Annotated in this window: 20 protein-coding genes; 12 read left to right on the top strand and 8 right to left on the bottom strand. The window is 72.4% G+C overall.

Features of this window, described 5'->3' with window-relative positions:
* Positions 1-149: 149 nt before the first annotated feature.
* Entirely contained in the window at positions 150-1,871 is a 1,722-nt protein-coding gene (locus KME66_RS12190) for a hypothetical protein (RefSeq protein WP_216321843.1), read from the bottom strand.
* Positions 1,872-2,244: 373 nt separating this feature from the next.
* On the opposite strand from KME66_RS12190, the gene KME66_RS12195 reads away from it, so the two are divergent.
* A protein-coding gene (locus KME66_RS12195; RefSeq protein ID WP_253208297.1) for an IS5 family transposase occupies positions 2,245-3,095 on the top strand; the annotation gives its coding sequence in 2 pieces (ribosomal slippage) (positions 2,245-2,611 and positions 2,611-3,095; 852 coding nt in all).
* A gap of 16 nt (positions 3,096-3,111) precedes the next feature.
* Here the strand turns inward: KME66_RS12195 and KME66_RS12200 are convergent.
* A complete protein-coding gene (locus KME66_RS12200; RefSeq protein WP_216321845.1) occupies positions 3,112-4,476 on the bottom strand; it encodes a M14 family metallopeptidase in 1,365 nt (454 codons plus the stop codon).
* 410 nt (positions 4,477-4,886) lie between these two features.
* Here KME66_RS12200 and KME66_RS12205 point away from each other — a divergent pair, with 410 nt between their 5' ends.
* From KME66_RS12205 to KME66_RS12215, 3 genes are all read left to right on the top strand, one after another.
* Positions 4,887-5,399 carry a hypothetical protein gene (locus tag KME66_RS12205; protein WP_253208312.1) on the top strand — a complete coding sequence of 171 codons (513 nt, stop codon included), beginning with the start codon at positions 4,887-4,889 and terminating at the stop codon, positions 5,397-5,399.
* 164 nt (positions 5,400-5,563) lie between these two features.
* Positions 5,564-8,956: an ALF repeat-containing protein gene (locus tag KME66_RS12210; protein WP_216321849.1), complete on the top strand. Its 3,393-nt coding sequence runs from the start codon at positions 5,564-5,566 to the stop codon at positions 8,954-8,956.
* Between the two features lie 91 nt (positions 8,957-9,047).
* Complete coding sequence (locus KME66_RS12215; protein WP_216321851.1) at positions 9,048-9,425, top strand: hypothetical protein; 378 nt, start codon at positions 9,048-9,050, stop codon at positions 9,423-9,425.
* 19 nt (positions 9,426-9,444) lie between these two features.
* Here the strand turns inward: KME66_RS12215 and KME66_RS12220 are convergent, their stop codons facing one another.
* The 3 genes from KME66_RS12220 to KME66_RS12230 all read right to left on the bottom strand — a co-directional run bounded on the left by KME66_RS12220 (position 9,445) and on the right by KME66_RS12230 (position 12,503).
* Positions 9,445-10,725, bottom strand: a complete 1,281-nt coding sequence (locus tag KME66_RS12220) for a DUF6596 domain-containing protein (RefSeq protein WP_073220484.1) — start codon at positions 10,723-10,725, stop codon at positions 9,445-9,447.
* A 161-nt stretch (positions 10,726-10,886) separates the two neighbouring features.
* Complete coding sequence (locus KME66_RS12225) at positions 10,887-11,237, bottom strand: YciI family protein (protein ID WP_073220265.1); 351 nt, start codon at positions 11,235-11,237, stop codon at positions 10,887-10,889.
* 168 nt (positions 11,238-11,405) lie between these two features.
* Positions 11,406-12,503, bottom strand: a complete 1,098-nt coding sequence (locus tag KME66_RS12230) for an epoxide hydrolase family protein (protein WP_216321855.1) — start codon at positions 12,501-12,503, stop codon at positions 11,406-11,408.
* Positions 12,504-12,600: 97 nt separating this feature from the next.
* Here KME66_RS12230 and KME66_RS12235 point away from each other — a divergent pair, with 97 nt between their 5' ends.
* On the top strand, positions 12,601-13,059 hold the full coding sequence (locus KME66_RS12235) for a MarR family winged helix-turn-helix transcriptional regulator (protein WP_216321858.1): 459 nt from the start codon (positions 12,601-12,603) through the stop codon (positions 13,057-13,059).
* Positions 13,060-13,179: 120 nt separating this feature from the next.
* Here the strand turns inward: KME66_RS12235 and KME66_RS12240 are convergent, their stop codons facing one another.
* Positions 13,180-14,334 carry a hypothetical protein gene (locus KME66_RS12240; RefSeq protein WP_216321861.1) on the bottom strand — a complete coding sequence of 385 codons (1,155 nt, stop codon included), beginning with the start codon at positions 14,332-14,334 and terminating at the stop codon, positions 13,180-13,182.
* Positions 14,335-14,711: 377 nt separating this feature from the next.
* Here KME66_RS12240 and KME66_RS12245 point away from each other — a divergent pair, with 377 nt between their 5' ends.
* The 3 genes from KME66_RS12245 to KME66_RS12255 are packed head-to-tail and all read left to right on the top strand — an operon-like array spanning position 14,712 to position 15,574.
* Positions 14,712-14,993: a DNA-binding protein gene (locus KME66_RS12245; protein WP_253208313.1), complete on the top strand. Its 282-nt coding sequence runs from the start codon at positions 14,712-14,714 to the stop codon at positions 14,991-14,993.
* Positions 14,990-15,172: a DUF397 domain-containing protein gene (locus KME66_RS12250; RefSeq protein ID WP_216321864.1), complete on the top strand. Its 183-nt coding sequence runs from the start codon at positions 14,990-14,992 to the stop codon at positions 15,170-15,172. The genes KME66_RS12245 and KME66_RS12250 overlap by 4 nt, the downstream gene beginning before the upstream one ends.
* 3 nt (positions 15,173-15,175) lie before the next feature.
* A complete protein-coding gene (locus KME66_RS12255; protein ID WP_216321867.1) occupies positions 15,176-15,574 on the top strand; it encodes a VOC family protein in 399 nt (132 codons plus the stop codon).
* Between the two features lie 45 nt (positions 15,575-15,619).
* Here the strand turns inward: KME66_RS12255 and KME66_RS12260 are convergent, their stop codons facing one another.
* Both KME66_RS12260 and KME66_RS12265 read right to left on the bottom strand, forming a co-directional pair.
* Positions 15,620-16,312, bottom strand: a complete 693-nt coding sequence (locus KME66_RS12260) for a TrkA family potassium uptake protein (RefSeq protein WP_216321871.1) — start codon at positions 16,310-16,312, stop codon at positions 15,620-15,622.
* A complete protein-coding gene (locus KME66_RS12265; protein WP_216329281.1) occupies positions 16,305-17,645 on the bottom strand; it encodes a TrkH family potassium uptake protein in 1,341 nt (446 codons plus the stop codon). Before KME66_RS12265 ends, KME66_RS12260 begins: the two co-directional genes overlap by 8 nt.
* A gap of 195 nt (positions 17,646-17,840) precedes the next feature.
* On the opposite strand from KME66_RS12265, the gene KME66_RS12270 reads away from it, so the two are divergent.
* The 4 genes from KME66_RS12270 to KME66_RS12285 all read left to right on the top strand — a co-directional run bounded on the left by KME66_RS12270 (position 17,841) and on the right by KME66_RS12285 (position 21,470).
* The gene (locus KME66_RS12270) at positions 17,841-18,011 is read left to right on the top strand and encodes a hypothetical protein (RefSeq protein ID WP_178378960.1); all 171 of its coding nucleotides are present in this window, start codon (positions 17,841-17,843) and stop codon (positions 18,009-18,011) included.
* A gap of 82 nt (positions 18,012-18,093) precedes the next feature.
* Positions 18,094-19,089 (top strand): type I pantothenate kinase, encoded by a 996-nt coding sequence (gene coaA / locus KME66_RS12275; protein WP_073220246.1) that lies wholly within the window; start codon positions 18,094-18,096, stop codon positions 19,087-19,089.
* Positions 19,090-19,114: 25 nt separating this feature from the next.
* The gene (locus KME66_RS12280) at positions 19,115-20,068 is read left to right on the top strand and encodes a DUF389 domain-containing protein (RefSeq protein WP_216321873.1); all 954 of its coding nucleotides are present in this window, start codon (positions 19,115-19,117) and stop codon (positions 20,066-20,068) included.
* A gap of 298 nt (positions 20,069-20,366) precedes the next feature.
* Positions 20,367-21,470 carry a PP2C family protein-serine/threonine phosphatase gene (locus KME66_RS12285; protein ID WP_216321875.1) on the top strand — a complete coding sequence of 368 codons (1,104 nt, stop codon included), beginning with the start codon at positions 20,367-20,369 and terminating at the stop codon, positions 21,468-21,470.
* Positions 21,471-21,489 lie beyond the last annotated feature (19 nt).

Raw genomic sequence — 21,489 nt, forward strand, 5'->3', positions numbered from 1 at the left:
GAGCCCCACCAGGGGCCACGAGGCGGCTACACCGCCGCTGACAGGAGCCCCCTCGTCCGCATCCCCCGCCGGCGTCGCCCCGGGCCGCCCCGGCGGGGGATGCGGAGAAGCCGCCCGGCGGGCGGCAGGCCTTCCCGGGGGCTCGGTGCTCAGCCGCGGTCGAGGCCGTCCTCACGCACCCGCTGGGCCAGTTCGACCTTGGTGGACGCAGGCCGCCCTGCCGCCCGGTACTTGGCCTTGACCCGGCCGAGATAGTCCTTCGCGGTGTTCTGGGTGATGCCCGCTCGCCGTGCGGTCGCCTTGAGGGTCAGTCCGGAGGCGTACGCCAGCAGGACCTGCTTCTCCTTCGGCGCGAGCGGAGGACCCGGCCGCGGCGGCCCGGAGCGCCGCTGCGAGGGCTCCTGGGCGAGCAGGCCGAGCCAGCCGGTCAGGCGGTCCGCGTCGAAGACGTGGGTGGAGACCTCCGGGGGGCGGCCGCAGCGGTAGAAATCGTCCCTGATGCCGCCGTGGACGGTGAAGCCGAGGCCACGGACCAGCGCCTGGTAGTCGGGGTTGGCCGTGGAGACGATGAGGCGCCCGCTTCTCACGCCGTCGCGCAGGATGGAGCGCAGCACATGGGCACGGGCGGACGGGACCGGGCAGTGAGCCGCCCCCAGGAAGAGTCCGCCCCCCTGTAACGCCGCCGTGCTGTGCTGCTGGAGCAGCGGCTCCAGGCTGCCCTCCGTCCGCTGCTCGACGGGCAGCATGCAGGCGAGTCCGATGACCTTGCCGAGGGGGTCGGTCGCGACCCGGAATGCGCCGATGTCGTCTCCGGCCCAGCGCTCGGTCAGCCGGTCGCACCGGCGTTCGTCGAAGCCGCTGTGCACGGCCCACTGCCGCATCAGCGCCCCGATGGCGGCGGCGTCGCCGCCCTCGGCGCCGCGGATGCGGACGGGGCTGTCCCGGGCCGGGAACAACTCCCGGCGCAGCAGCGGATCACCACTGAGGAACAAGCCCTGCTCGGCGAGGTGGGAGCGGGGGCCGGGATCGTCGGTGGCAGCCATCCCCGCCAGCCGGTAGGCGCGTGCCCTGGTGCGGGTGCCGCGATGGGTCTGGGGCTTGCGCCACTGGAAGGAGAGCTCGAACAGTGCGCGGTAGGGCTCGGAGAGCCGCAGTCCCAGCCGGGTGCGCCGGACGATGCTCAGCGCCGCCAGCGCCGCGAACGCGTCAGGTCCGCCGCGCAACAGGTGCTCGTCACCCGATCCCACCGTGGCCAGTTGCCGCAGGGAGTGCTGCCATCGCCGGCCGGGCAGTTCTCGCGTCAGCCGGTCACCGACCTCGGCCGCCACGTGGTCGGCCACCGCGCCCGGGTCGCTGTCGCACGCGCCGGACTCCAGTGCCCGGCAGGCCACGTCGGCCAGGAGCGGGATGCCGCCCGCCAGGCGGATCACGAGAGCGCGCGCGCCGGGATCCAGTGCGGTGGCTCTCAGGCCGATCCTGGTGTCGCAGGCCGGCCCCAGAGCGATGGTCTCCGGGTCGAGTTCCCCCCACGACGGGTCTGCCACGAGAGGGATGCGGCTGATCACGACGACGGCAGGGCGCCCCACCGGACCGCCTGCCGCGCGGAGCGCCCTGTGGAGCGTCTCCCTGCGGCCCCGGCCGTCCGCGCCGTCCACGACCAGCAGGCGCACGGCGGAGTCGGACAGGGTCCGTGCCAGGAGTGTGAACGGGTCCGGGGCGTCCAGGTCCACCCAGGTGGCGTGGGGAAGGTCCGCTGCCAGGCGGCTCTTCCCCACGCCCGGCGGACCCGTCAGATTGACCAGCTTCTTTCTGGCCACAGCCTGTCGCAGCGCCCTCGTCGCGGCGACCAGAGGCATGCCCAAGACATCCACGAACGCCCCCTCGCAGCCGGCCCGGGTCCCCACCAGGCCGGCACGACTGTACCGAGCCCCGTCCCACCTGCCCAGGTCCCCGGCGGAGGCGGCCGCACAGCGTCGGGCGATCGTCTGTTGCTCGCACTGTGAGCCGTCCCGTCCCGGGGATCAGGCCGCAGGTGCACGCCTCACGGGCACGCCGGGCCACCGGTAACGCCGGGTGAGCGGTGACAGCGACCGGAGTCGCCGCCCGCCCGGCGGCCCGCAGGCCTGCGTACCGCCTGCGGCCGTGGCGGCGCCGGGCTCAGCAGCCCGCGGCTGCGGGCTGCTGAGCCCCGTCCCCTAGAGATCGTCTTCAAAGGTGATCAGGTGATGAGGGATCATGCTTGTCATGGTGCGTCGTCATGAGCTTTCGGATGCCGAGTGGGCTGTGCTGTCGCGGTTGCTGCCGAGTTCGGGGACTGCGGGGCGGCCTCGTTCGGACGACCGGCTGGTACTGAACGGCATCGTGTGGAAGCTGCGGACCGGATCAGCCTGGCGTGATGTGCCGGAACGTTATGGTTCCTGGCAGACCTTGTACACACGTTTTCGCAGGTGGGCGCTGGACGGGACGTTCTCGCGCATGCTGCGGGCCGTCCAGGCGGAGAAGGACGCGGCCGGGGACATCGACTGGCTGGTGTCGGTCGACTCCACCATAGTTCGGGCCCACCAGCATGCCGCCGGCGGCAAAAGGGGGCGGTCGACAGGGACGAAGCGGGTGATCACGCCCTCGGCCGATCCCGTGGTGGACTGAGCACGAAGGTCCACCTGGCCTGCGACGGGCGCGGCCGTCCTCTCGGCTTCGTCCTGTCGGGCGGCAACGCCAACGACTGCACCCGCCTCGAGAAGGTGATGGACTCGATCAGCGTGCCCAGAGTCGGGTCCGGGCGTCCACGCTCCCGGCCCGACCACGTGGTCGCCGACAAGGGCTACAGCTCTCGAAAGATCCGCGCCTACCTGCGACGACGCGGCATCCCCCACACGATCCCCGAACGCGCCGACCAGATCCTGGGCCGGCTGAACCGCAGCACACGCGGCGGACGGCCGCCCGGTTTCGACCGGTGCATATACCGCCGCCGCAACGTCGTCGAGCGCTGCTTCAACCGCCTCAAGCAGTGGCGCGGACTGGCCACCCGCTATGACAAAACCCGCGAGTCCTACCAGGCGGCCGTCACCATCGCCTCCATCATGCTCTGGATCTGACCTTTGAAGACGACCCCTAGCAGTACTGCGCCTCCTTGCCGATCGACCGGTACATGCAGTCCGCGTTCTCGATCAGTTGGAGCACCGCGTCCCGGTTGCGGGCGGTCTCGCGTTCGATGACCTCGTCGGGCGGGTAGAAGCCGCCGCCCCAGGAGGAGCTCGGGTACATCTCGAAGGTGTAGCCGAAGATGCGCTGCGAGCCCCACAGCCAGTCGTCGATCGACCCGTCGGTGATGTAGAGGTCACTGGACTGCTCGGCGGTGTAGCCGTTGCTCGCCGCCATCTTGCGGCCGACGGCCGCGAACGCGTTGCGGTCGTCGGCGGTCATGCCGGGGGCCGTGTCGCTGTACGTGTAGCCGAAGGGCCACAGCACCAGTTCGCTGTACGTGTGGAAGTCGATGGCCGCCGTGATCTGCTGCTTGCCGCCGACCACCCGGCTGCGGACGAAGTCCGCGACGACCTTGGTCTCGGGCGCGGACTCGGGGCCCGTACCGCGGTACGTCGCCGAGGACGGGCTGGAGGACGAGCCGCCGCAGCAGCCCCACTTGTAGGCCCAGTTGCGGTTCAGGTCGGTGCCGACCGCGCTGGAACCGGAGTTGGGCTGCCGGTTCTTGCGCCAGCTGCGGTACGAGCCGGAGGCGATGTCGTACTCGCCGCCGTCCGGGTTCATGTCCGGCACGATCCACAGCTCACGGCCGTTGACCGCCTGGGTGATCCGGGAGTCGGTGCCGTAGCCGGCGGCGAGCTCGCGGAGCAGGTAGAGCGACATCTCGACGGTCAGGTGCTCGCGGGCGTGCTGGTGCGCGGTGAACAGGACCTCGGGTTCGGCCTCGTCGGTGGCCACGTTGTCGCTGACCTTGACGGCGACGATGTCGCGGCCCTGGTAGGTCTTGCCGATCACGCGCTTGCTCATGATCGAGGGGTTCGCGGCGATGCGCGCGTCGATCTCGGCCGTCATCTCGGCGTAGTTGTGGTACCGGGAGTCGGCGGGCGGGAAGTCCTGGGCGCCGACGCCGTCCGCCGCGTGCGCGGGGGCGTCGGGCGCGGGCAGGGCCTCCAGGACATGGCCGCGAAGCCGGAGCTTCCTGGCCTGGGCGGCGTCCGCGGTGATGACGATGCCGTGGTCGTGCACCTCGTCGATCGAGACGCCCGCGCGGGCGATGTCGGTGCGGGCGGCGGGGGTGGTGCGCCCGGTGATCTCGTACTGGAGCACCCGCCCGTCGGCGGCGACGGCCGCGTTCGGGGCCGAGGGCTCGGCGGTGGCCACGGCGGTCGCGGGGGCCGCGAGGCCGAGGGCGAGGAGGACGGCGAGTACGGCGTTGCGCCGGGTCCTGGCCGGCCGGTTTCCCGGCCGGGACGTCCGTTCGGTGTCGGGTCGCATGCGGCAGTCTCCTGAGTCCGTCGGGGTGGGGGGTGGAGCTGTGCGACGGGCACAGAATGGAGGCATGTCATGAGCGGGTCAAGATAGGCATTCCGGCCATCCCGCCCGCCCGGCCGGGCGGGCGGGCGGCGCGCCGACATACCCCGCGATTGCGGAGGCAACGGCATTCCGGGGCCGGGGCGCAGTTTTCGGACCTCGGGAAAACTTCGTGACGCGATCGACGCCGATCTTCATACAACCTTTCCGTCGGCGTGTCGAAGATCACAGCGCCCTTTCTCCCATGTCGCTTATGCCGTACGCGACTTGCTTGCCTTCGGGTGCGGCAGCTGTTGGGCTGAGCTCACCTGGAAGGTGACAGCGGGGTACGAGCAGAGGGCTCGGGACACCTTCCGGTGATGCGAGGAGGGGTTTTGAGAAGGCGCGTACTGACGTCCGTCCTGGCTGCGGGCGCCCTGTCCGGGGTGGTCGCGACAGCACTCGTGGCAGGACAACCGGATTCGTCCGAGGAGAAGTTGAGGCTCAGTTCGGTGGCGGACGAGGGTCCGGGCTACGCCGTGGAGGACTTCGCCTATCCCCAGGCCGACAAGATCCTCGCCGAGCAGGGGATCCTGCTGAAGCGGGGCGACGGACACATCGTGCTGGCGCAGTGCGGCAGCTCTCCGGATCTGCTGGAGATCTACGTACGTCACGAGAACACCGACAAGTTCTGCTTCCGGACCACGGGCCCCTCCGGCTATCTGAGCCTGGAGCTGCCCGCCGTCTACGGCGTCCGGACCACGGAGTACGCGACCGAGCTGTCCACCACGGTCGACGGCGAGGACCACCAGTACGACGTGGCGGCCAACTCCTGGGCCCCGGTGGGCGAGACGGCCGACCCGGAAGGCCGCGAGCACGTGCTCGTGGAGATCGTCACCTCGGGCTGACGACCGGTACACACCTCGAAGGAGCGCCGGCGGCAGGGCGGCCGCGGGGCTGTCCCGCCGGACAGCCCCGGGGCTGTGCCGCCATGCCGCCGTGCGTAGCGCGACCGGCGCCCTCACCCCGGTGAGGGCGCGTCCAGCGTTCCCGCACCGAAAGGAATTCCGTCGTGCCACCCACCATGTGGAGCAGACGCCGCATCCTCACCACGCTCTCCGCGATGACCGCCGTCGCCGCCGTTCCCGGCTCGCTCGTCCTGTCCGGGGCCCCGGCGTACGCCGCGGACACCGTCTCCGATCTGCCCGACAACCTCCCGGACACCGACCGCGGCCAGGTGCTGTGGGCGTACCTGACCGGTGGCCGTGCCGTACGGGAGGCCGCCGCCGCCGCGCTGCTCGGCAACGACGCCCGGATCGCGGCGTTCCTGTCGGGCGAACTCGCCCCGGCACGGGCCGAGGACAACCGGGTGGCCGTGTTCCAGGGCCTCGCCTGGGCGGGCCGGTCCGTCCAGGCGGCGGCGGGCCGGGCGCTGTCCGGCGGCGACGAGGCGATCGCCGCGTACCTCAAGGACGGGTATCTGGCGCCGCTCAAGACCGACCTCCGGGCCGAGGTCCTCCGGGTCATGGAGAGCGGCGGCACGGGCGTCAAGAGCCGCGCGAACACCGCTCTGGACGCGGACACCCAGGAGTCACTGGAGAAGTTCCTCCTCGAAACCCGCTTCGACGGCCGGGAGGAGGACGAACGGGTCGAGGTCTTCAAGATCCTCGCCACCGCCTCGCCCCAGGTGAAGGAGTACGCGCAGCGCGCGCTGCAGGACGGGTCCGCGAAGGCGATCCAGTGGTTCCTGAACACCGGTCAGCACATCGCCCGTGCGCGCGACGAGGAAGCGGCCACGATCGACCAGCTCGTGTCGATCGTCGAACGCGAGGGCAAGCAGGCGCGGCTCAAGACGGACAAGGCCGTCGCCGCGTCCGAGCAGGCGAAGGAAGCGGCGATCAAGGCCAAGGAGGCCGCGCTCGTCGCGGCGGCCGAGGCCCAGGCCGCGCAGAACGACGTACGCAAGTCGGCGGCGGCCGCCAACAAGGCGTCCGACGCGGCACGCGGGGCCGCTCGCGCGGCGCAGACCGCGATCAGCGCCTCGCGGGCCGCGCAGTCCGCATCGCAGCGGGCGGCGAGCGCCGCACAGGCGGCCGCCGCGGCCGCCGCCGTGGCCGGCCGCGCGGCCTCACGCGCCTACAACGCCGCCATCGCCGCCTCCGGTGACGCGAGCAAGGCATCCGCCGCGCTCTCGGCGGCCAAGGGCGCCCGGGACGCCGCCGCAAAGGCGCGCACCGCCGCGAAGGCCGCCGACCAGGCTTCCATCGCCTCCACGCAGGCCTCGGCTGCCGGTGCCGCCGCCGCCTCCGCGGCCGGCAACGCCGCGGCCGCCGCCAACGCCTCCGCCGACGCGGCCAACGCCGCCGGCGCCGCCACCGCCGAGGCCCGCAAGGCCCGTGAGGCCGCCGCCGACGCCAACGCACAGGCGGCCCGCGCCACCCGGGCGGCCGCTCTCTCCCGGCAGCTGGCGGGCAAGGCCGCGGCAGCGGCCTCCGCCGCGCACAAAGCGGCCAACTCCGCCGCCGCGCACGCCGAGAAGGCCGCCGACGCAGCCGAGGAAGCGGCCGCGCACGCCGGAGAGGCGGTCGAGTACGCCAAGCGCTCCCGCATCTTCGCCGAGGAGGCCGTGAAGGCCGCCAACACCGCGGCCGACGCCGTCACGGAGGCGACGGAGGTCGAGGCGGCGGCCCGCGAGGCCGAGGCGCAGCGCATCGAGCAGGACACCGAGGTCGGCATCGTCGCGGCCCGCCTCAAGGCCGCCCAGGAGCAGGAGGCCCTGGACCGGATCGCCCACCAGCGCACCCAGAGCGACCAGATGGCGCAGGAGATCCGCGATCTCGTCGCGCAGGCGCAGGAGGCGCTCACCGCCGGGGACCAGCCGCGCGCGGTGGCCACGGGCCGCCAGGCCGCGGTCAGACTGCTCGACAGCCACGGGACGTGGACGCGCCAGGCGGCGGAGTTCGCGCTCGCGGCGGGCGACTACGAGATCCTCAACTGGATCGACGTCGACCGCCCGGCGGCCCAGCGGCAGGACGACCGCGAGACGGTCCTCGCCCTGGCCGAGATGGCGGCGCCGGATGTCGCGGCCGGCGCGCATGTGGCGCTGAAGAGCGAGGAGCCCGACGCGGCGAGCGCGTTCCTCGAAGCGGGCATGACCGATTCGGCCGCCACCGAGAACCGCGTCAAGATCTTCACGATCCTCGGCCAGGACCCCGGCCGCGCGGTCAAGGACAAGGCGGAGGCGGCCCTCGCCGACGGCAGTCCTGAGGCGCTGTTCCGCTTCCTGAGCACGGAGTACGTCGAGGCGGTCAAGGAAGACGACACCGTCGAGGTCTTCAAGATCCTCAACGAGGGCGGGGCCTATCTCCGTTCGGCGGCCAAGGTCGTCCTGGAGGGGTCCGCCCTCATGCGGCGGTCCTTCGTGGCGCACGACCAGTTCAACGTCGCCCGCCTCGACCACGACGCCGAGACGCACGTCGCCGCGATCCGGGCCGCCATCGCGCACGCCGCGCAGATCGCCCAGCGGGCCCTGGAGGACGCCGCGCGCGCCTCGAAGGCGGCGGCGGAAGCCCGGCAGGCGGCCGAGGAGGCGGCGGACTGGGCGGACAAGGCCAAGGGCTACGCCAAGGCCGCGGAGGACGCGGCCACCAAGGCGCGCACCAACGCCGAGGCCGCCGACGCGTCCGCGGCGCGCGCCGCCGCCTCCGCCCAGCGCGCCGAGAGCGCCGCCGTGGTGGCCCGGTCCGCCGCACGGGCCGCGAACTACTCCATGAACCAGGCCTACGCCTCCGCCGGGCGGGCCCAGGCATCGGCCGCGTCCGCCGCGCAGTCCGCGGCGAGCGCCCGCGCCTCCGCCGAGCAGGCGGGCAAGGACGCCTCGGAGGCGGCCGCGGTCGCCTCCGACGCGCACCGCATCGCCCGCGAGAAGCGGCAGCAGGAGATCGCCGCCGCCGCGGCCGAAGCGGAACGCAAGGCGAAGGAGGACGCGGAGAGCGGCAGGAACCCGGCCGACAGCGCCGCCAACGACACGAGCAAGGCGGAGGAGGACGGTGAGTTCCTCGGCCTGACCCAGGACGAGTGGATCAAGTACTCCGGCCGGGTCAGCACCATCGCCGGTACGGTCTCGGCCGTCGCGGGCGGAGCGGCGCTGGCGGTCGGCTGGATCCCGGTCGTCGGCCAGGGCGCGGCCGCGTTCCTCGGCGGCGTCTCCCTGATCGCGGGAGGAGTCTCCCTGCTGGCGGGCGGCGTGAACGTCATCGCGAGCTGGGGGACGGACGATTTCAAGAAGAATCTGGGCACGTTCGCCGTGAGCGCCCTGTTCTTCGGGAAGGGCCGAGCCGTGGCCCACGTGTCCAAGAAGGTCGGCAGCAGTCTGTCGGGCATCGCGGACGAGGTCGGCATGAAGGTGTCCGGCTTCCTGGAGGACACGACGACGGCGGCCATCGGTCTGCTCAACTGGAGCTGACCGGGGCCGGCCGACGCGGGTGGGCGGTGCCGGACCCGGCGCCGCCCACCCGCGCGGCACTTCGCACGACGGAACGAACGGGAGAAGAAGCGTGCAGGCAGAGAGCTTGACGACGGCGCAGTGGTGGCTGGTGGCACTGGCGACCTCCGCGTTGCTGCTCGCGGCGGTCCACTTCACCTTCAGGAACGGCAAGGCCACGCTCCTCTCCCTGATCGCGCCCGCCGCCGGTGCGGTCGCCGTCCTGGGCGCCTCCGGCCTGCGCGGCCACGGGGAGGTGGAGGCGCTGGTCATGTTCTCCGCCTCGATGCTCGCCGTGGCGCTGCTGGTGCTGGCGCTCAAGCCGGAGCTGCCGAGGATGAAGGCGGCGGCCCGGGCCGGTGAGACGTACGAGGCCCCGAAGTGGAAGACCGGCCTGTACGGGGTGCTCACGGTGGCGTTCGCGGTGACGGTGGCGTTCGTCCTGCTGTAGGGCCGGGCACCACCCGCCGCTACGCGCCCAGCTTCCGTCGCAGGGCGGCCCGCTCCGGCCCGGTGCCCGCGTGTTCCAGGGCCTCCCGGTACGCCTCGGCGGCCTCGCCGTCCCGCCCCAGCCGGCGCAGCAGATCACCCCGCGCCACCGCGTACGGCGCGTACGCCCGCAGCCTCGGCTCCCCCGCCAGCGCGTCCAGCAGCGCGAGCCCGGCCCCCGGTCCGTCCCGCATCGCCACCGCCACGGCGCGGTTGACCGCCACCACGGGGGACGGCGTGAGGGTGAGCAGCACGTCGTACAGGGCCGTGATCTGCGCCCAGTCCGTGGACTCCACGTCCGCCGCCTCGTCGTGCAGGGCGGCGATGGCCGCCTGCACCCCGTAGGGCCCGGCCGGTCCGCCGGTCAGCGCCCGGACCACCAGCGCACGGCCCTCCTCGATCATCGCCCGGTCCCAGCGCCCCCGGTCCTGCTCCTCCAGGAGCACCGGCTCGCCCTCGGGGCCCGTCCGCGCGTCGCGCCGGGCGTGGACGAGGAGCAGCAGCGCGAGGAGCCCGGCGCTCTCCCGTTCGGCGGGCAGCAGGCGGTGCAGTATCCGGGCGAGGCGGACCGCCTCCTCCGCCAGGGCCGGCCGCTGGAGACACGGGCCGGAGCTGGCCGCGTACCCCTCCGTGAACACCGAGTAGACGACCTGGAGCACTCCGGGCAGCCGCTCGGGCAGTTCGTCGGCCCCGGGCACCCGGAAGGGGATCCGGGCCTCGCGGATCTTCCTCTTCGCCCGCACGATGCGCTGGGCCATGGTGGCCGTCGGCACGAGGAAGGCGCGGGCCACCTCCGGTGTGGTGAGCCCGGCGAGACAGCGCAGGGTGAGGGCGGCGCGGTCCTCGGCGGCGAGGGCGGGGTGGGTGCAGGTGAAGAACAGCTGAAGCCGGTCGTCGGGCAGTGCGCCGCCCCCGGCGGCGTCCGCCGGGGGCGCGACGGCCTCGGCCCGTTCGGCGTCGGCCCGGAGCACCGCGAGCCGGGCCGCGTACGCCTGGTCGCGCCGCAGCCGGTCCACGGCCTTGCGCCGTGCGGTCGTCAGCAGCCAGGCCCCGGGGCGGTCGGGGACGCCCTCGGCGGGCCAGTGCCGCAGGGCCGCTTCGATCGCCTCGGACGTCACCTCCTCGGCCAGGTCGAGGTCCCCGAACCGGCGGACGAGGGAGGCGAGCAGCAGCCCGCGCTCCTCCCGGAACACCGCCTCGACGGCGCTCCCCGCCTCCCCGGCCGAGGCGCCCGCACCGGCCGCCGGGATGCCGTCCCCCACAGACGCACCCGCACCGGCCGCCGAGGGGCTGTCCCCCACCGACGCACCCTCTCCGGCCGCCGGGATGCCGTCCCCCGCGGGTGTGCCCTCCCCCGCCGGGGCGCCCGCACCGGCCGCCGAGGGGCTGTCCCCCGCCGGGGCGTCCTCGTCCGCCACGGCTCTCAGGCCCCGAAGTCGGCGACCGGCCGGACCACGACCGCGCCCCCGTCGCGCGAGCCGGGACAGCGCGCGGCCCAGTCCAGGGCGGCGTCGAGGTCGGGTACGTCGATCACGAGGAACCCGCCCAGCAGCTCCTTGGTCTCGGCGAAGGGCCCGTCCGTGACGGTCCGCTCCCCCGTGGGCGAGACCCGGACGGTGGTCGCGGTGACCAGGTCGGCCAGGGACTCCCCGGAGACGTGGATTCCGGCGTCGCGGACGGCCTTGTCGTACGCCATCCAGTCCTCGACGGTGCACTGCGGCGCGCCGCCCTGCTCGTCGACGGCCCCGCTGTGGATCAGCAGCATGTACTTCATGATCGGCTCCTGTCGCCTGTCGGGACGCGTGGTACCGGTCCCTCGTGGTCCCAGCCCTCGTCCGGGCTGCTTACACCATGACGACGAACGGGACCCGGCCCGATCGACACGCCGCCCGGTTCTCTTTCGCGAAGGGCTCCGCCGCCCCGCCGGCTCCCGCCCGCCGGGTCATCCCCGCGCGACGCGGCCGGTCAGGCCGAGGAAGAAGGCCCGGACGTCCTCGGCGAGCAGCTCCGGCACCTCCATCGCCGCGAAGTGGCCGCCCCGGTCGAACTCCGACCAGTGCCGGACGTCGTACCGCCGCTCGGCCAGCGGCCGGACCGACTGCGTGATGTCGTGGGCGAACACCGCCACGCCGAGCGGTACCGGGCACGGCTCGCCGCGCCGCGCCGACTCACGGTGCAGCCGCGCCGAGGAGGCCGCGGTGGCGGTGAGCCAGTACAGCGATACGTCGGTGAGCACGCGTTCGTCGTCGACCGCCGTACGGGGGTCCGTCCACCGGTCGAAGCGCTCGGCGATCCAGGCCAGCTGGCCGACGGGCGAGTCGGTGAGCGCGTAGCCGATGGTCTGCGGAGTGGTGGCCTGCAACGCCTGGTAGGGCGGCCGGTCCGCCATCAGCCGCCGGATCTTGTCCAGCCGGGCCTCGTCATCCGCGGAGAGGTCCACAGCGGCGTCCGGATCCGGCCGGGTCGGGAGGTAGTTGACGTGCACTCCGACGACCCGCTCGGGCGCCACCGCGCCGAGCGCCGTCGATATGCCCGAGCCGAAGTCACCGCCCTGCGCGCCGTACCGCTCGTACCCGAGACGCCGCATCAGCTCCGCCCAGGCCCGCGCGACCCGGACGGTGTCCCAGCCGCGCTCGTGGGTCGGCCCGGAGAAGCCGTAGCCCGGGATGGACGGGATCACCAGATGGAAGTCGCGCGCCAGCGGCTCGATCACGTCGAGGAACTCCAGGAAGGACCCGGGCCAGCCGTGGGTGAGGATCAGCGCGAGCGCGTCCGGCTGCGGAGAGCGCACATGGACGAAGTGCACGTTCTGGCCGTCGATCTCGGTGGTGAAGTGGGCCAGTTCGTTGAGCTCGGCCTCGTGCTCGCGCCAGTCGTATCCGGTGCGCCAGTGCTCGGCCAGCCCCCTCAGCCGCGCGAGCGGGAATCCGTAGTCCCATCCGGCGCCGGCGATCTCGTCGGGCCAGCGTGTGCGCGAGAGCCGGTCGTTCAGGTCGTCGAGGTCGGCCTGGGGGATGTCGATGCGGAACGGCTTGATCATGGTCAGGGCCTTCCATGTCGTTGGTTGCGCCAACGTTGGCACGACCCACCATACGTCGGATCGTGGGTCGGGCCAACGACTTGCTAGATTGCGTTCCGTGGACATCGACGAAGGGACGCCGCCGCGGCGGCTGCGCGCACTGCCCAGCAGGCTGACCAACCAGGCGGCCCTGGCCGCCAACCGGATCGTGGACCGCGCGCTCGCCGGGGCCGGAGTCCGGCGCTACCACTACGCGCTGCTCGCCGCGTCGGAGGAGTACGGCCCGTCCAGCCAGGCAGCCCTGGGCCGCCGTACCGGCATCGACCGCAGCGACATGGTGGCCACCGTCAACGACCTGGCCGAGCGGCGACTCCTCGACCGGGCACCCGACCCGGGGGACCGCCGCCGCAACATCATCCGCATCACCGCGGCGGGCCGCCGGGAGCTCACCCGTCTCGACGAACTGCTCGCCGCCGCGCAGGACGACTTTCTCGCCCCGCTGGGCGCAGCCGACCGGCAGACCCTGACCGACCTGCTCACCCGCCTCGTGGACCACCATCGCGGCGAGCAGGGTTGAACGGTGCCGGGGGCGGCGCCCGGTACCCGGCGAGCCCGGGAGTCATGTGCCCGCGCGGGGGCGGGCGACGGAATCCGCCCGAGCCGCCCCACACACGGAGAAAGGCGCCGGTCCGGCTGATCAGGAGCCGGTGGGACAGGGCGCGTCGGCACACGCACGCGCGTCGCGGCACCCCCGGCAGCGCCCCGGCACGGACGAGCGGAAGGCCCGGTCGCAGTCGTCGCAGTTCTGGAGCGGGACGACGGGCACAGCGGCGGGCGGAGGCGGCGGGATCAGCGTGGCGAGCCGGTGCCGCAGCAGTTTGGCGGGATGCCGGAGGGGGACCGGCGGATCATCGGTGATCGCCGCCTGTACGGCATCCGGCCGCGCCCCGCGCTCCAGCCAGGCGGCCACCCCGGGAACGAGCCCGCGCACGTCCTCCTCGGAGAGGAGGAACAGGGGCGCGGTCCGGTGGAGCCCGGCGAGCAGACCGGCCGCCGCAGCGTACAGGCCCTCGGTGGGCCGCTGCGGGGCGGGCAGCGGCACGCGCGGCTTACGGGGAGCGGTGGGCGTCGGCACGAGACGTGGACCGGGGGCGGGGGCGGGCACGAGGGCGGGCGCGGGCACCGGCACGGGGACGGGCTCCGGCTCCGGCTCCGGCTCCGGCTCCGGCTCCGGCTCCGGCTCCGGCTCCGGCTCCGGCAAGGGGGCGCGTACGGGCTCGCACTCCAGCACGGCTACGCGCACGGACTCCGGTACGCGAGCAGACTCCGGCTCCGGTACGCGAGCAGGCTCCGACTCCGGTTCCGGTACGCGAGCAGGCTCCGGCTCCGGTACGCGTACGGGCTCCGGCGCGGGTCCGCCTGCAGGCCCAGCGGCAGCCACGGGAACAGCCGTTGCCGCAGCGGGAACCACGGGCGCAGCCGGCCGCCCGCGCCCCCGTCCCCGGACCGCCGCCTCCGGGTGGTTGTACGACTCCGTGCGCGTGGCCAGCCGCCCGCCGCCGACCCGCTCCCGGGTGCGGCGCAGGAATCCGTGCTGCTCCAACTCCCGCAGCGCGGCGGCGATGCGGACCTCGCTCTCCGGGAAACGCGCGGCGAGCGCCTTGACGCCGATGCGCCACCCGTCGGGCAGCGACTGGATGTAGGTGCCGAGGCCGATCGCCAGCAGGGAGAGACCTCGGTGCTGGGAGAGCCGGTTGGAGATGACCGTGTAGCCGTCGGTGAGCCGGATGTTGATGTGCACGACACCGGCGGACGAGGCGCGGGAGGGCGCGCTAACCTGCTGGGTATCCATCGGGAAGCTTCTTCTTCCTTGGTGGTGAGGCCTTCGGTCGGGATGCCAGTCCCGGCCGGGGGCCGTCTCATGTCTGATGTGGTGGTCAGCGTGAGCATATGCCCGCCAACAGGTCATAAATGCAGCCCGGTTGGCACACTTCACCCATGCGAGTGATCGCGTCTCGCCCGAGCTGACCCCCGAGCCGACCGGGGCCCGCAGAGGTCCACACGGGGGGGTGGGTTGGGTTATTTCTCCAGTGATCAAAGACAGGTACGGAAAGGCTTTTACGTCGTGGGGCACCACGTCACGGGTCACCACGTCGCGGTGGACCACGACCCGGTGACCCGCACTCCCGGCGCCTCCCCCGCCCACCGGATCGCGCCCGTCACGATCCGGTGATCGCCACCTCGGCCCAGGCCGTCCTGCGCGGGAACGGCAAGGTCTCGGCGATGCGGAAGAACGCGGAGGAGCACGCGGGTCCGGGCGGCTCGCACCGCGTCCTTAAGCTCGTGGACGGAAAGACCGTCGGGCACAACGAGGTTCAGCTCATCAGCGGGCTGATCAGCCATCCGAGGCAGGTGCAGATCCTGGACATGCGCGACAACCGCATCCGGTCGCAGGCCCTCACGTCCCGGCTGTCGTGGGAATTCATCGAGAAACTGCTGGGAGAGACATGAGCACCCCCGAGCTGACGTGGTTCAGGAGCAGCTACAGGACCAACGACGGCCCCGACTGCGTCGAGGTCGCCACCACCGTCCACGTACGCCACGCCAAGCAACTCCCCACCGGCGGCCCCCACCTCGGCTTCACCCCGGCCGCCTGGGCGGACGTCGTCACCAACGCGTCGGAGGCCTGAGCCATGTCCGTACCGCCGATCGTCCGCGTCAAGGACTTCGACCACCTCGTCCTCAACGTCGGCGATGTCGAGAAGGCCCTCGCGTTCTACTGCGGACCACTCGGCCTGGAACCGGTCCGGGTGGAGGAGTGGCGGGCGGGCAAGGTCCCGTTCCCGTCGGTCCGGGTCAGCCCGACGACGATCATCGACCTGCTGGACCGTCCACGCGGCGAGTCGAATGTGGACCACATCTGCCTGGTCGTCGATCAGCTCGACTGGCAGGAGTTCATCGACTCCGAGGTCTTCACGGTGAAGGAGGGCCCGGTCTCCCGGTTCGGGGCCCGGGGTTCGGCCACCTCCGTCTACGTCATCGACCCGGACGGCAACACGGTCGAGCTGCGCTGGTACCCCCAGGACGGTTGAGACGAAGCCGGGCCCGCAGTCCACTGTGGGCCCGGCCGCCTTCGTCTACCGGAGTTCGCTGAAGCGTTCCGTCGCTCGGGTGCGTCCGGCGACGATGATCGTGTCGTCCGCCTCCACGACGGTGTCAGGAGTGGCGTAGGTGAAACCCTCGCCAGGGCGCTTGATGGCGACGACGGTGATGCCGTGGCGGGTGCGGACGGCGCTGTTGGCCAGGGGCAGACCGATGATGTCGGCGGGCGGGTTGGTCTTGACCATGGCGAAGTCGTCCTCGAACTCGATGTAGTCGAGCATGCGGCCCCGTACGAGGTGGGCGACGCGCTGGCCCATGTCGTGTTCGGGGTAGACGACGTGATGGACGCCGAGCTGGGTGAGGATGCGGCCGTGGGCCTTGCTGACCGCCTTGGCCCAGACGTTCTCGATGCCGAAGGAGATCAGCAGCGAGGCGGTGAGGATGCTGGCTTCGAGGTCGGTGCCGATGGCGACGACGGCGCGGTCGAACTCGTGGACGCCCAGCTGACGCAGGGCGTCCTCCTTGGTGGAGTCGGCCCGCACGGCGTGGGTGAGCGAACCGGATATGGCCTGCACCACTTCCGCGTTCTCGTCGATGCCGAGGACCTCGGTGTCCTCGTCGACGAGTTCCAGGGCCAGGGCGCGGCCGAAGCGGCCCAGTCCGATGACGACGACGGAGCCCTGAGGTCCCCCCGTGCGGCGCTTCTTGGGGGTGGTCTTCCTAGCCAATGACGGGTCGCTCCTCGGGAAGGTCGTACAGGCGGACGCGGGTGCGCAGGGCGAGTGCGGAGGCGACGGTGATGGGGCCGAGCCGGCCGATGAACATCAACGCGATCAGCAGCAGCTGCAACCCGACGGGGAGATCGGCGGTGATACCGGTGGACAGGCCGACCGTGGCGAACGCGGAGGTGACCTCGAAGAGTGACTCGTCCAGGCTGTGATCGGAGAAGACCATGAAGGTCACGGTGGTGGCGGCGACGGCCGCCACGGACAGCAGGACCACGGTCAGGGCCTGGCGCTGGAGGTCCCCGTGCAGGCGGCGGTGGAAGATGTTGACCGCGCCCTCGCCGCGGATCTCGGCGTATATGACGAAGAACAGCACCGCGAAGGTGGTGACCTTGATACCTCCGGCGGTTCCTGCGCTGGCTCCGCCGATGAACATCAACACGTCGGTGCCCAGCCAGCTCGCGGGGTTCATCTGCGAGGTGTCGAGGCTGTTGAACCCGGCAGTGCGTGGCATGACGCCCTGGAAGAACCCGGCCAGTAGTTTGCCGGGGGTGTCCAGGGGGCCCAGGGTGGCGGGGTTGGACCATTCGAGTGCGGTGATGAAGGCGCTGCCGCCGATCAGGAAGATGCCGGTGGCCCACAGAACGATCTTGGTGTGCAGGGACCAGCCTCGCGGCTTGCGAAACCGGCGGCGCAGCTCGAACAGGACGGGAAAGCCGAGCCCGCCGGCGATGACGGCCAGGGCGATGGGCAGGCAGATCCAGGGGTCGGTGACGAAGCCCATCAGACTGTCGGAGTACAGGGCGAATCCGGCGTTGTTGAACGCCGAGACGGCGTGGAAGACGCCCAGCCAGAGTGCCCGGGGCCACGGCTCGTCGTACGTGGTGGCGAACCGCAGGGCCAGGACCAGCGCGGTGATCGCCTCCAGCAGCAGGCTGACCTTGACCACACCGGTCACGACCGAGCGGACATCCCCCAGTCCCAGGGTCTTGGTCTCCGCGGCGGCCGTCATGCGTGCCTTGAGGCCGAAGCGGTGGGACACCAGCAGAACCAGCAGGGAGGCGAAGGTCATGATGCCGAAGCCGCCCACCTGGATGAGTCCCAGGATCACCGCCTGCCCGAACCCGGTCCAGTACTCAGGTGTGTCCACCACGACCAGACCGGTCACACACACAGCGGAAGTCGAGGTGAACAACGACTCCAGCACACCGGCGCCACCCGGGCCGGTCCTGGCCACCGGCAGCATGAGCAGACCGGTCCCGGCCACGACGGCCACGACGAAGCCGGCCACGACCACCTGCGCCGGATGGCGAAGACGCGGCCACCGCGGCGTCACCACCTCAGGCCCTCCGCCCTGTGGGCAGGCACTCCTTCTGTTCGCACGGAAAAACGATAAACAACCTTGACGCCGCTCTCGCTCCCAGGCCCTGCTCCTCGCCCTCCGCCCTGCCCAGGCTTCTGCCATGGGCTCCTCAAGCAGTTTTCGTGTCCGCACCGCTCGCAGGTCCACGTCGACCCTCAGGCCGACCGGGTGAGGGGAACCGATTTCACCCAGCGACTGCGGCACACCGAGTACACCGTGCTTGTCGCTGCGGTGATTCTCATCGCGGCCGGGGCAGCCGGGGACCTGTGGTGGCTGATCGGCGTCGGAGCGTGGGCGCTGATCGCCGGAGGCGCGATCGAGATGATCCCCCGACCGTGACGGGCCCACGGCCCTTGCGGCCCCGCCACCCACGTGACCGACCCCACCCTCCACTCCGTCGAAACTGCCGCAACAATGAAGGGTGATCACTTCGCCCGCACGGAGCCCCCAGCGCCGCACCGAGCACGCGCCGACCCCGTACGTCGACCTCTCGCGCGACGAGTGGAGCGCCCTGCGGGACAAGACGCCGCTGCCGCTGAGTGCCGACGAGGTGGAGCGGCTGCGGGGGCTCGGGGACGTCATCGACCTGGACGAGGTGCGGGACGTCTACCTGCCGCTGTCCCGGCTGCTCAACCTGTACGTCCAGGCCACCTCCGGGCTGCGCGGCGCGCTGAACACCTTCCTGGGGGACGCCGGGAACGGCCACGGGGAGCAGCGGGGGACCCCGTTCGTCATAGGGGTCGCGGGCAGTGTCGCCGTCGGCAAGTCCACCAGCGCCCGCATCCTCCAGGCGCTCCTGGCCCGCTGGCCCGAGCACCCGAGCGTCGAGCTGGTGACCACGGACGGGTTCCTGCTGCCGATGAAGGAGCTGCGGGCGCGCGGGCTGACCTCGCGCAAGGGGTTCCCGGAGTCGTACGACCGGCGGGCGCTGACCCGGTTCGTCGCGGACATCAAGGCGGGCAAGGACGAGGTGACCGCCCCCGTCTACTCGCACCTGATCTACGACATCGTCCCCGACGAGCGGCTGACCGTGCGCCGCCCCGACATCCTCATCGTCGAGGGCCTGAACGTCCTCCAGCCCGCCCTGCCCGGCAGCGACGGCCGCACGCGGGTCGGGCTCGCCGACTACTTCGACTTCAGCGTGTACGTGGACGCGCGCGCCGAGGACATCGAGACCTGGTACCTGAACCGCTTCCGCAAACTGCGCGCCACGGCGTTCCAGGACCCGTCCTCGTACTTCCGCAAGTACACCCAGGTCTCCGAGGAGGAGGCGCTGGACTACGCGCGCACCATGTGGCGGACCATCAACAAGCCGAACCTCCTGGAGAACGTCGCTCCGACGCGCGGCCGTGCCACTCTGGTGCTCCGCAAGGGCCCGGACCACAAGGTCCAGAAGCTGTCCCTGCGCAAGCTCTGACCCTCGGCCCGGAAGGGCGTGCCGCGTGCTGCACCTGCGTCTGATCGTGCCCGCCGACACCACGGACGCTGTCGTCGGCCTGCTGGGGTCCACGGCGGGCACCGCCCACCTCGTGGTCCTGCCGGGCGCCGCCCGCTCCCCCGCCGGTGACGTGGTGATGTGCGACGTGGCGCGGGAGGCCGGCGACGAGCTGATCGACGCGCTGCGCCGTCTCGGCATCGACAGGACCGGGGCGATCAGCCTCGAAAAGCTCGACCTGACCCTCTCCTCGCGTGCGGAGCGGGCCGAGCGCGCGGCCCCGGGCGACAGCGCCGACGCGGTGCTGTGGGAGGAACTGACGGAGGCGACGCACGAGGAGTCGACGTTCTCCGTCACCTACGTCACCTTCCTCACCCTGGCCACCATGCTCGCCGCCTGCGGCGTGATGCTCGACAACGCGGTGCTGATCGTGGGCGCGATGGCGGTCGGCCCGGAGTTCGGGCCGCTGGCCGGGATCTCCACGGCCATCGTGCAGCGCGCCCCGCGCCTGGTCGCCCGCTCACTGTGGGCGCTGATCGGCGGCTTCGCGGTGGCGATGGCCCTCACCGCGGGGTTCGCCTGGCTGATGGACGGGTTCGGGCTGTTCGCCCACGACATGATCGACAGACCTCGGCCGAACACCGGATTCATCTGGCACCCGGACCGGATGTCGTTCGTCGTGGCGTTCCTGGCGGGCGTCGCCGGGACGCTCTCCCTGACCTCGGCCAAGTCGGGAGCCCTGATCGGCGTGGCGATCTCCGTGACGACGGTCCCGGCCGCCGCCAACGCGGCCGTCGCCTTCAGCTACGCCGACTACCAGCAGACGGCCGGCTCCGGGCGGCAGCTCCTCGCCAACCTCGCCGGGATCGTCCTCGCGGGCACGCTCACACTGCTGCTCCAGAAGGGCCTGCGGAGGGTCCGGCGCGCCCGGACTCCGGCGACGAGCGGCACGGCCGGGTGACGGACCGCACCGGCGGGGCGTGACCGGGCAGCACGGCCGGAGGGCGGCACGGCGCTGCGCCCAGGCCCTGCACTCCCGTGACGGCGACACGACTCCGAGCCCCCGGCGGCACCGCGACACCGCGGACACGACTCCGAGCCCCCGGCGGCACGGCGACACCACGACACGGCACCGCGCCCCGACAGCAAGTCGGCGCGTCGGCACGGCAGCCCGGCACTACACGCCCCGGCGGCACCGTCCTCCCGGCCGGGCCGCGCGTGCCGGTGCGAAGCGGGCGGGAGCGGTGTAGAGAGGAACCATGCTCCAGCGCCGCGCACGGCCTCGCCCCCGGTGGGCACTGGTCGCCATCCCGGTCGCCTGGATCGTCGCGGTGACCGTGATCGACATCCTCGCGCCGCCCCACATCCACCTCGGCCCCCTGCTCGTCGCCGCCCCCGCGTTCACCCCGCTGCTCGGCGGCCCCGGAACGGTGGGGCTGGTCGCCGCGCTGGCGGTCGTCGCGCAGACGGTGATCGGCGTCGTCCGCGACCCGGACGAGCTGCTCTCGGCCAACCACGAGGCGCAGATCATCGCCCTGGTGCTGGTCGGCCTGAGCCTGGTCGTCTTCTGCGTCCTGCGGGAACGCCGCGCGAAGGAGCTGTCGCAGGTCCGGTACGTTTCCGAGACCGCCCAGCGCGTGGTCCTGCCGCCTCTGCCCGAACGGATCGGCCCGCTGCGGACCGCCTCCCTCTACCTCGCCGCGGAGGCGGAGGCCCAGATCGGCGGGGACCTGTACGCGGCGGCGCGCACCACCTCCGGTACCCGGCTGATCGTCGGCGACGTGCGGGGCAAGGGGATGACCGCGGTCAATGACGCCGCCCTGCTGCTGGGGGCGTTCCGGGTCGCCGCCCACCGCGAGGCGGACCTGAGCGAACTGGTGGCCTACCTCGACCGCAGCGTCTGCTGGGACCTGATGGAGCCGGGCGAGGCGGGCAGCTTCGGGGAAACGTTCGTCACCGCCACCGTCCTGGACATCCCCGATCGGGACGGTCCGGTCCGGATGGTCTCCTGCGGGCATCCGCCGCCCGTGGTGCTCCGCGACGGACGGCCGACGACGATGCAGGCCGCCCGCCCCGCGCCACCTCTGGGCCTGGGCGAACTGGTTCATCCGCGGTACCACGTCGACAGCTTCCCGTTCGAGCCGGGAAGCCTCCTGCTGCTGTACACGGACGGCGTCACCGAGGCCCGCGACGTCGCCGGGGTCTTCTACCCGCTCGCCGACCGCGTCCTCGGCTGGAACGAGCGCGACCCCGCCGCCTTCCTCGACCGCTTCCGGCGCGATCTGCTCGACCACGTCGGCGGGCGCCTGGACGACGACGCCGCCATGATCGCCGTCACGCGGACCTCCGCCTCCTCCGCCTGACGGGCACCGCCGCCCCGCC

It is taken from the genome of Streptomyces sp. YPW6 (assembly GCF_018866325.1).
Classification (GTDB): Bacteria; Actinomycetota; Actinomycetes; order Streptomycetales; family Streptomycetaceae; genus Streptomyces.

Bases quoted from the DNA above. Each gene is read 5' to 3' on its own strand.
- KME66_RS12250 (WP_216321864.1), top strand. From the start codon at position 14,990: ATGAGCACCCCCGAGCTGACGTGGTTCAGGAGCAGCTACAGGACCAAC.
- KME66_RS12225 (WP_073220265.1), bottom strand. From the start codon at position 11,237: ATGAAGTACATGCTGCTGATCCACAGCGGGGCCGTCGACGAGCAGGGC.
- KME66_RS12240 (WP_216321861.1), bottom strand. From the start codon at position 14,334: ATGGATACCCAGCAGGTTAGCGCGCCCTCCCGCGCCTCGTCCGCCGGT.
- KME66_RS12230 (WP_216321855.1), bottom strand. From the start codon at position 12,503: ATGATCAAGCCGTTCCGCATCGACATCCCCCAGGCCGACCTCGACGAC.
- KME66_RS12285 (WP_216321875.1), top strand. From the start codon at position 20,367: ATGCTCCAGCGCCGCGCACGGCCTCGCCCCCGGTGGGCACTGGTCGCC.
- KME66_RS12200 (WP_216321845.1), bottom strand. From the start codon at position 4,476: ATGCGACCCGACACCGAACGGACGTCCCGGCCGGGAAACCGGCCGGCC.
- KME66_RS12255 (WP_216321867.1), top strand. From the start codon at position 15,176: ATGTCCGTACCGCCGATCGTCCGCGTCAAGGACTTCGACCACCTCGTC.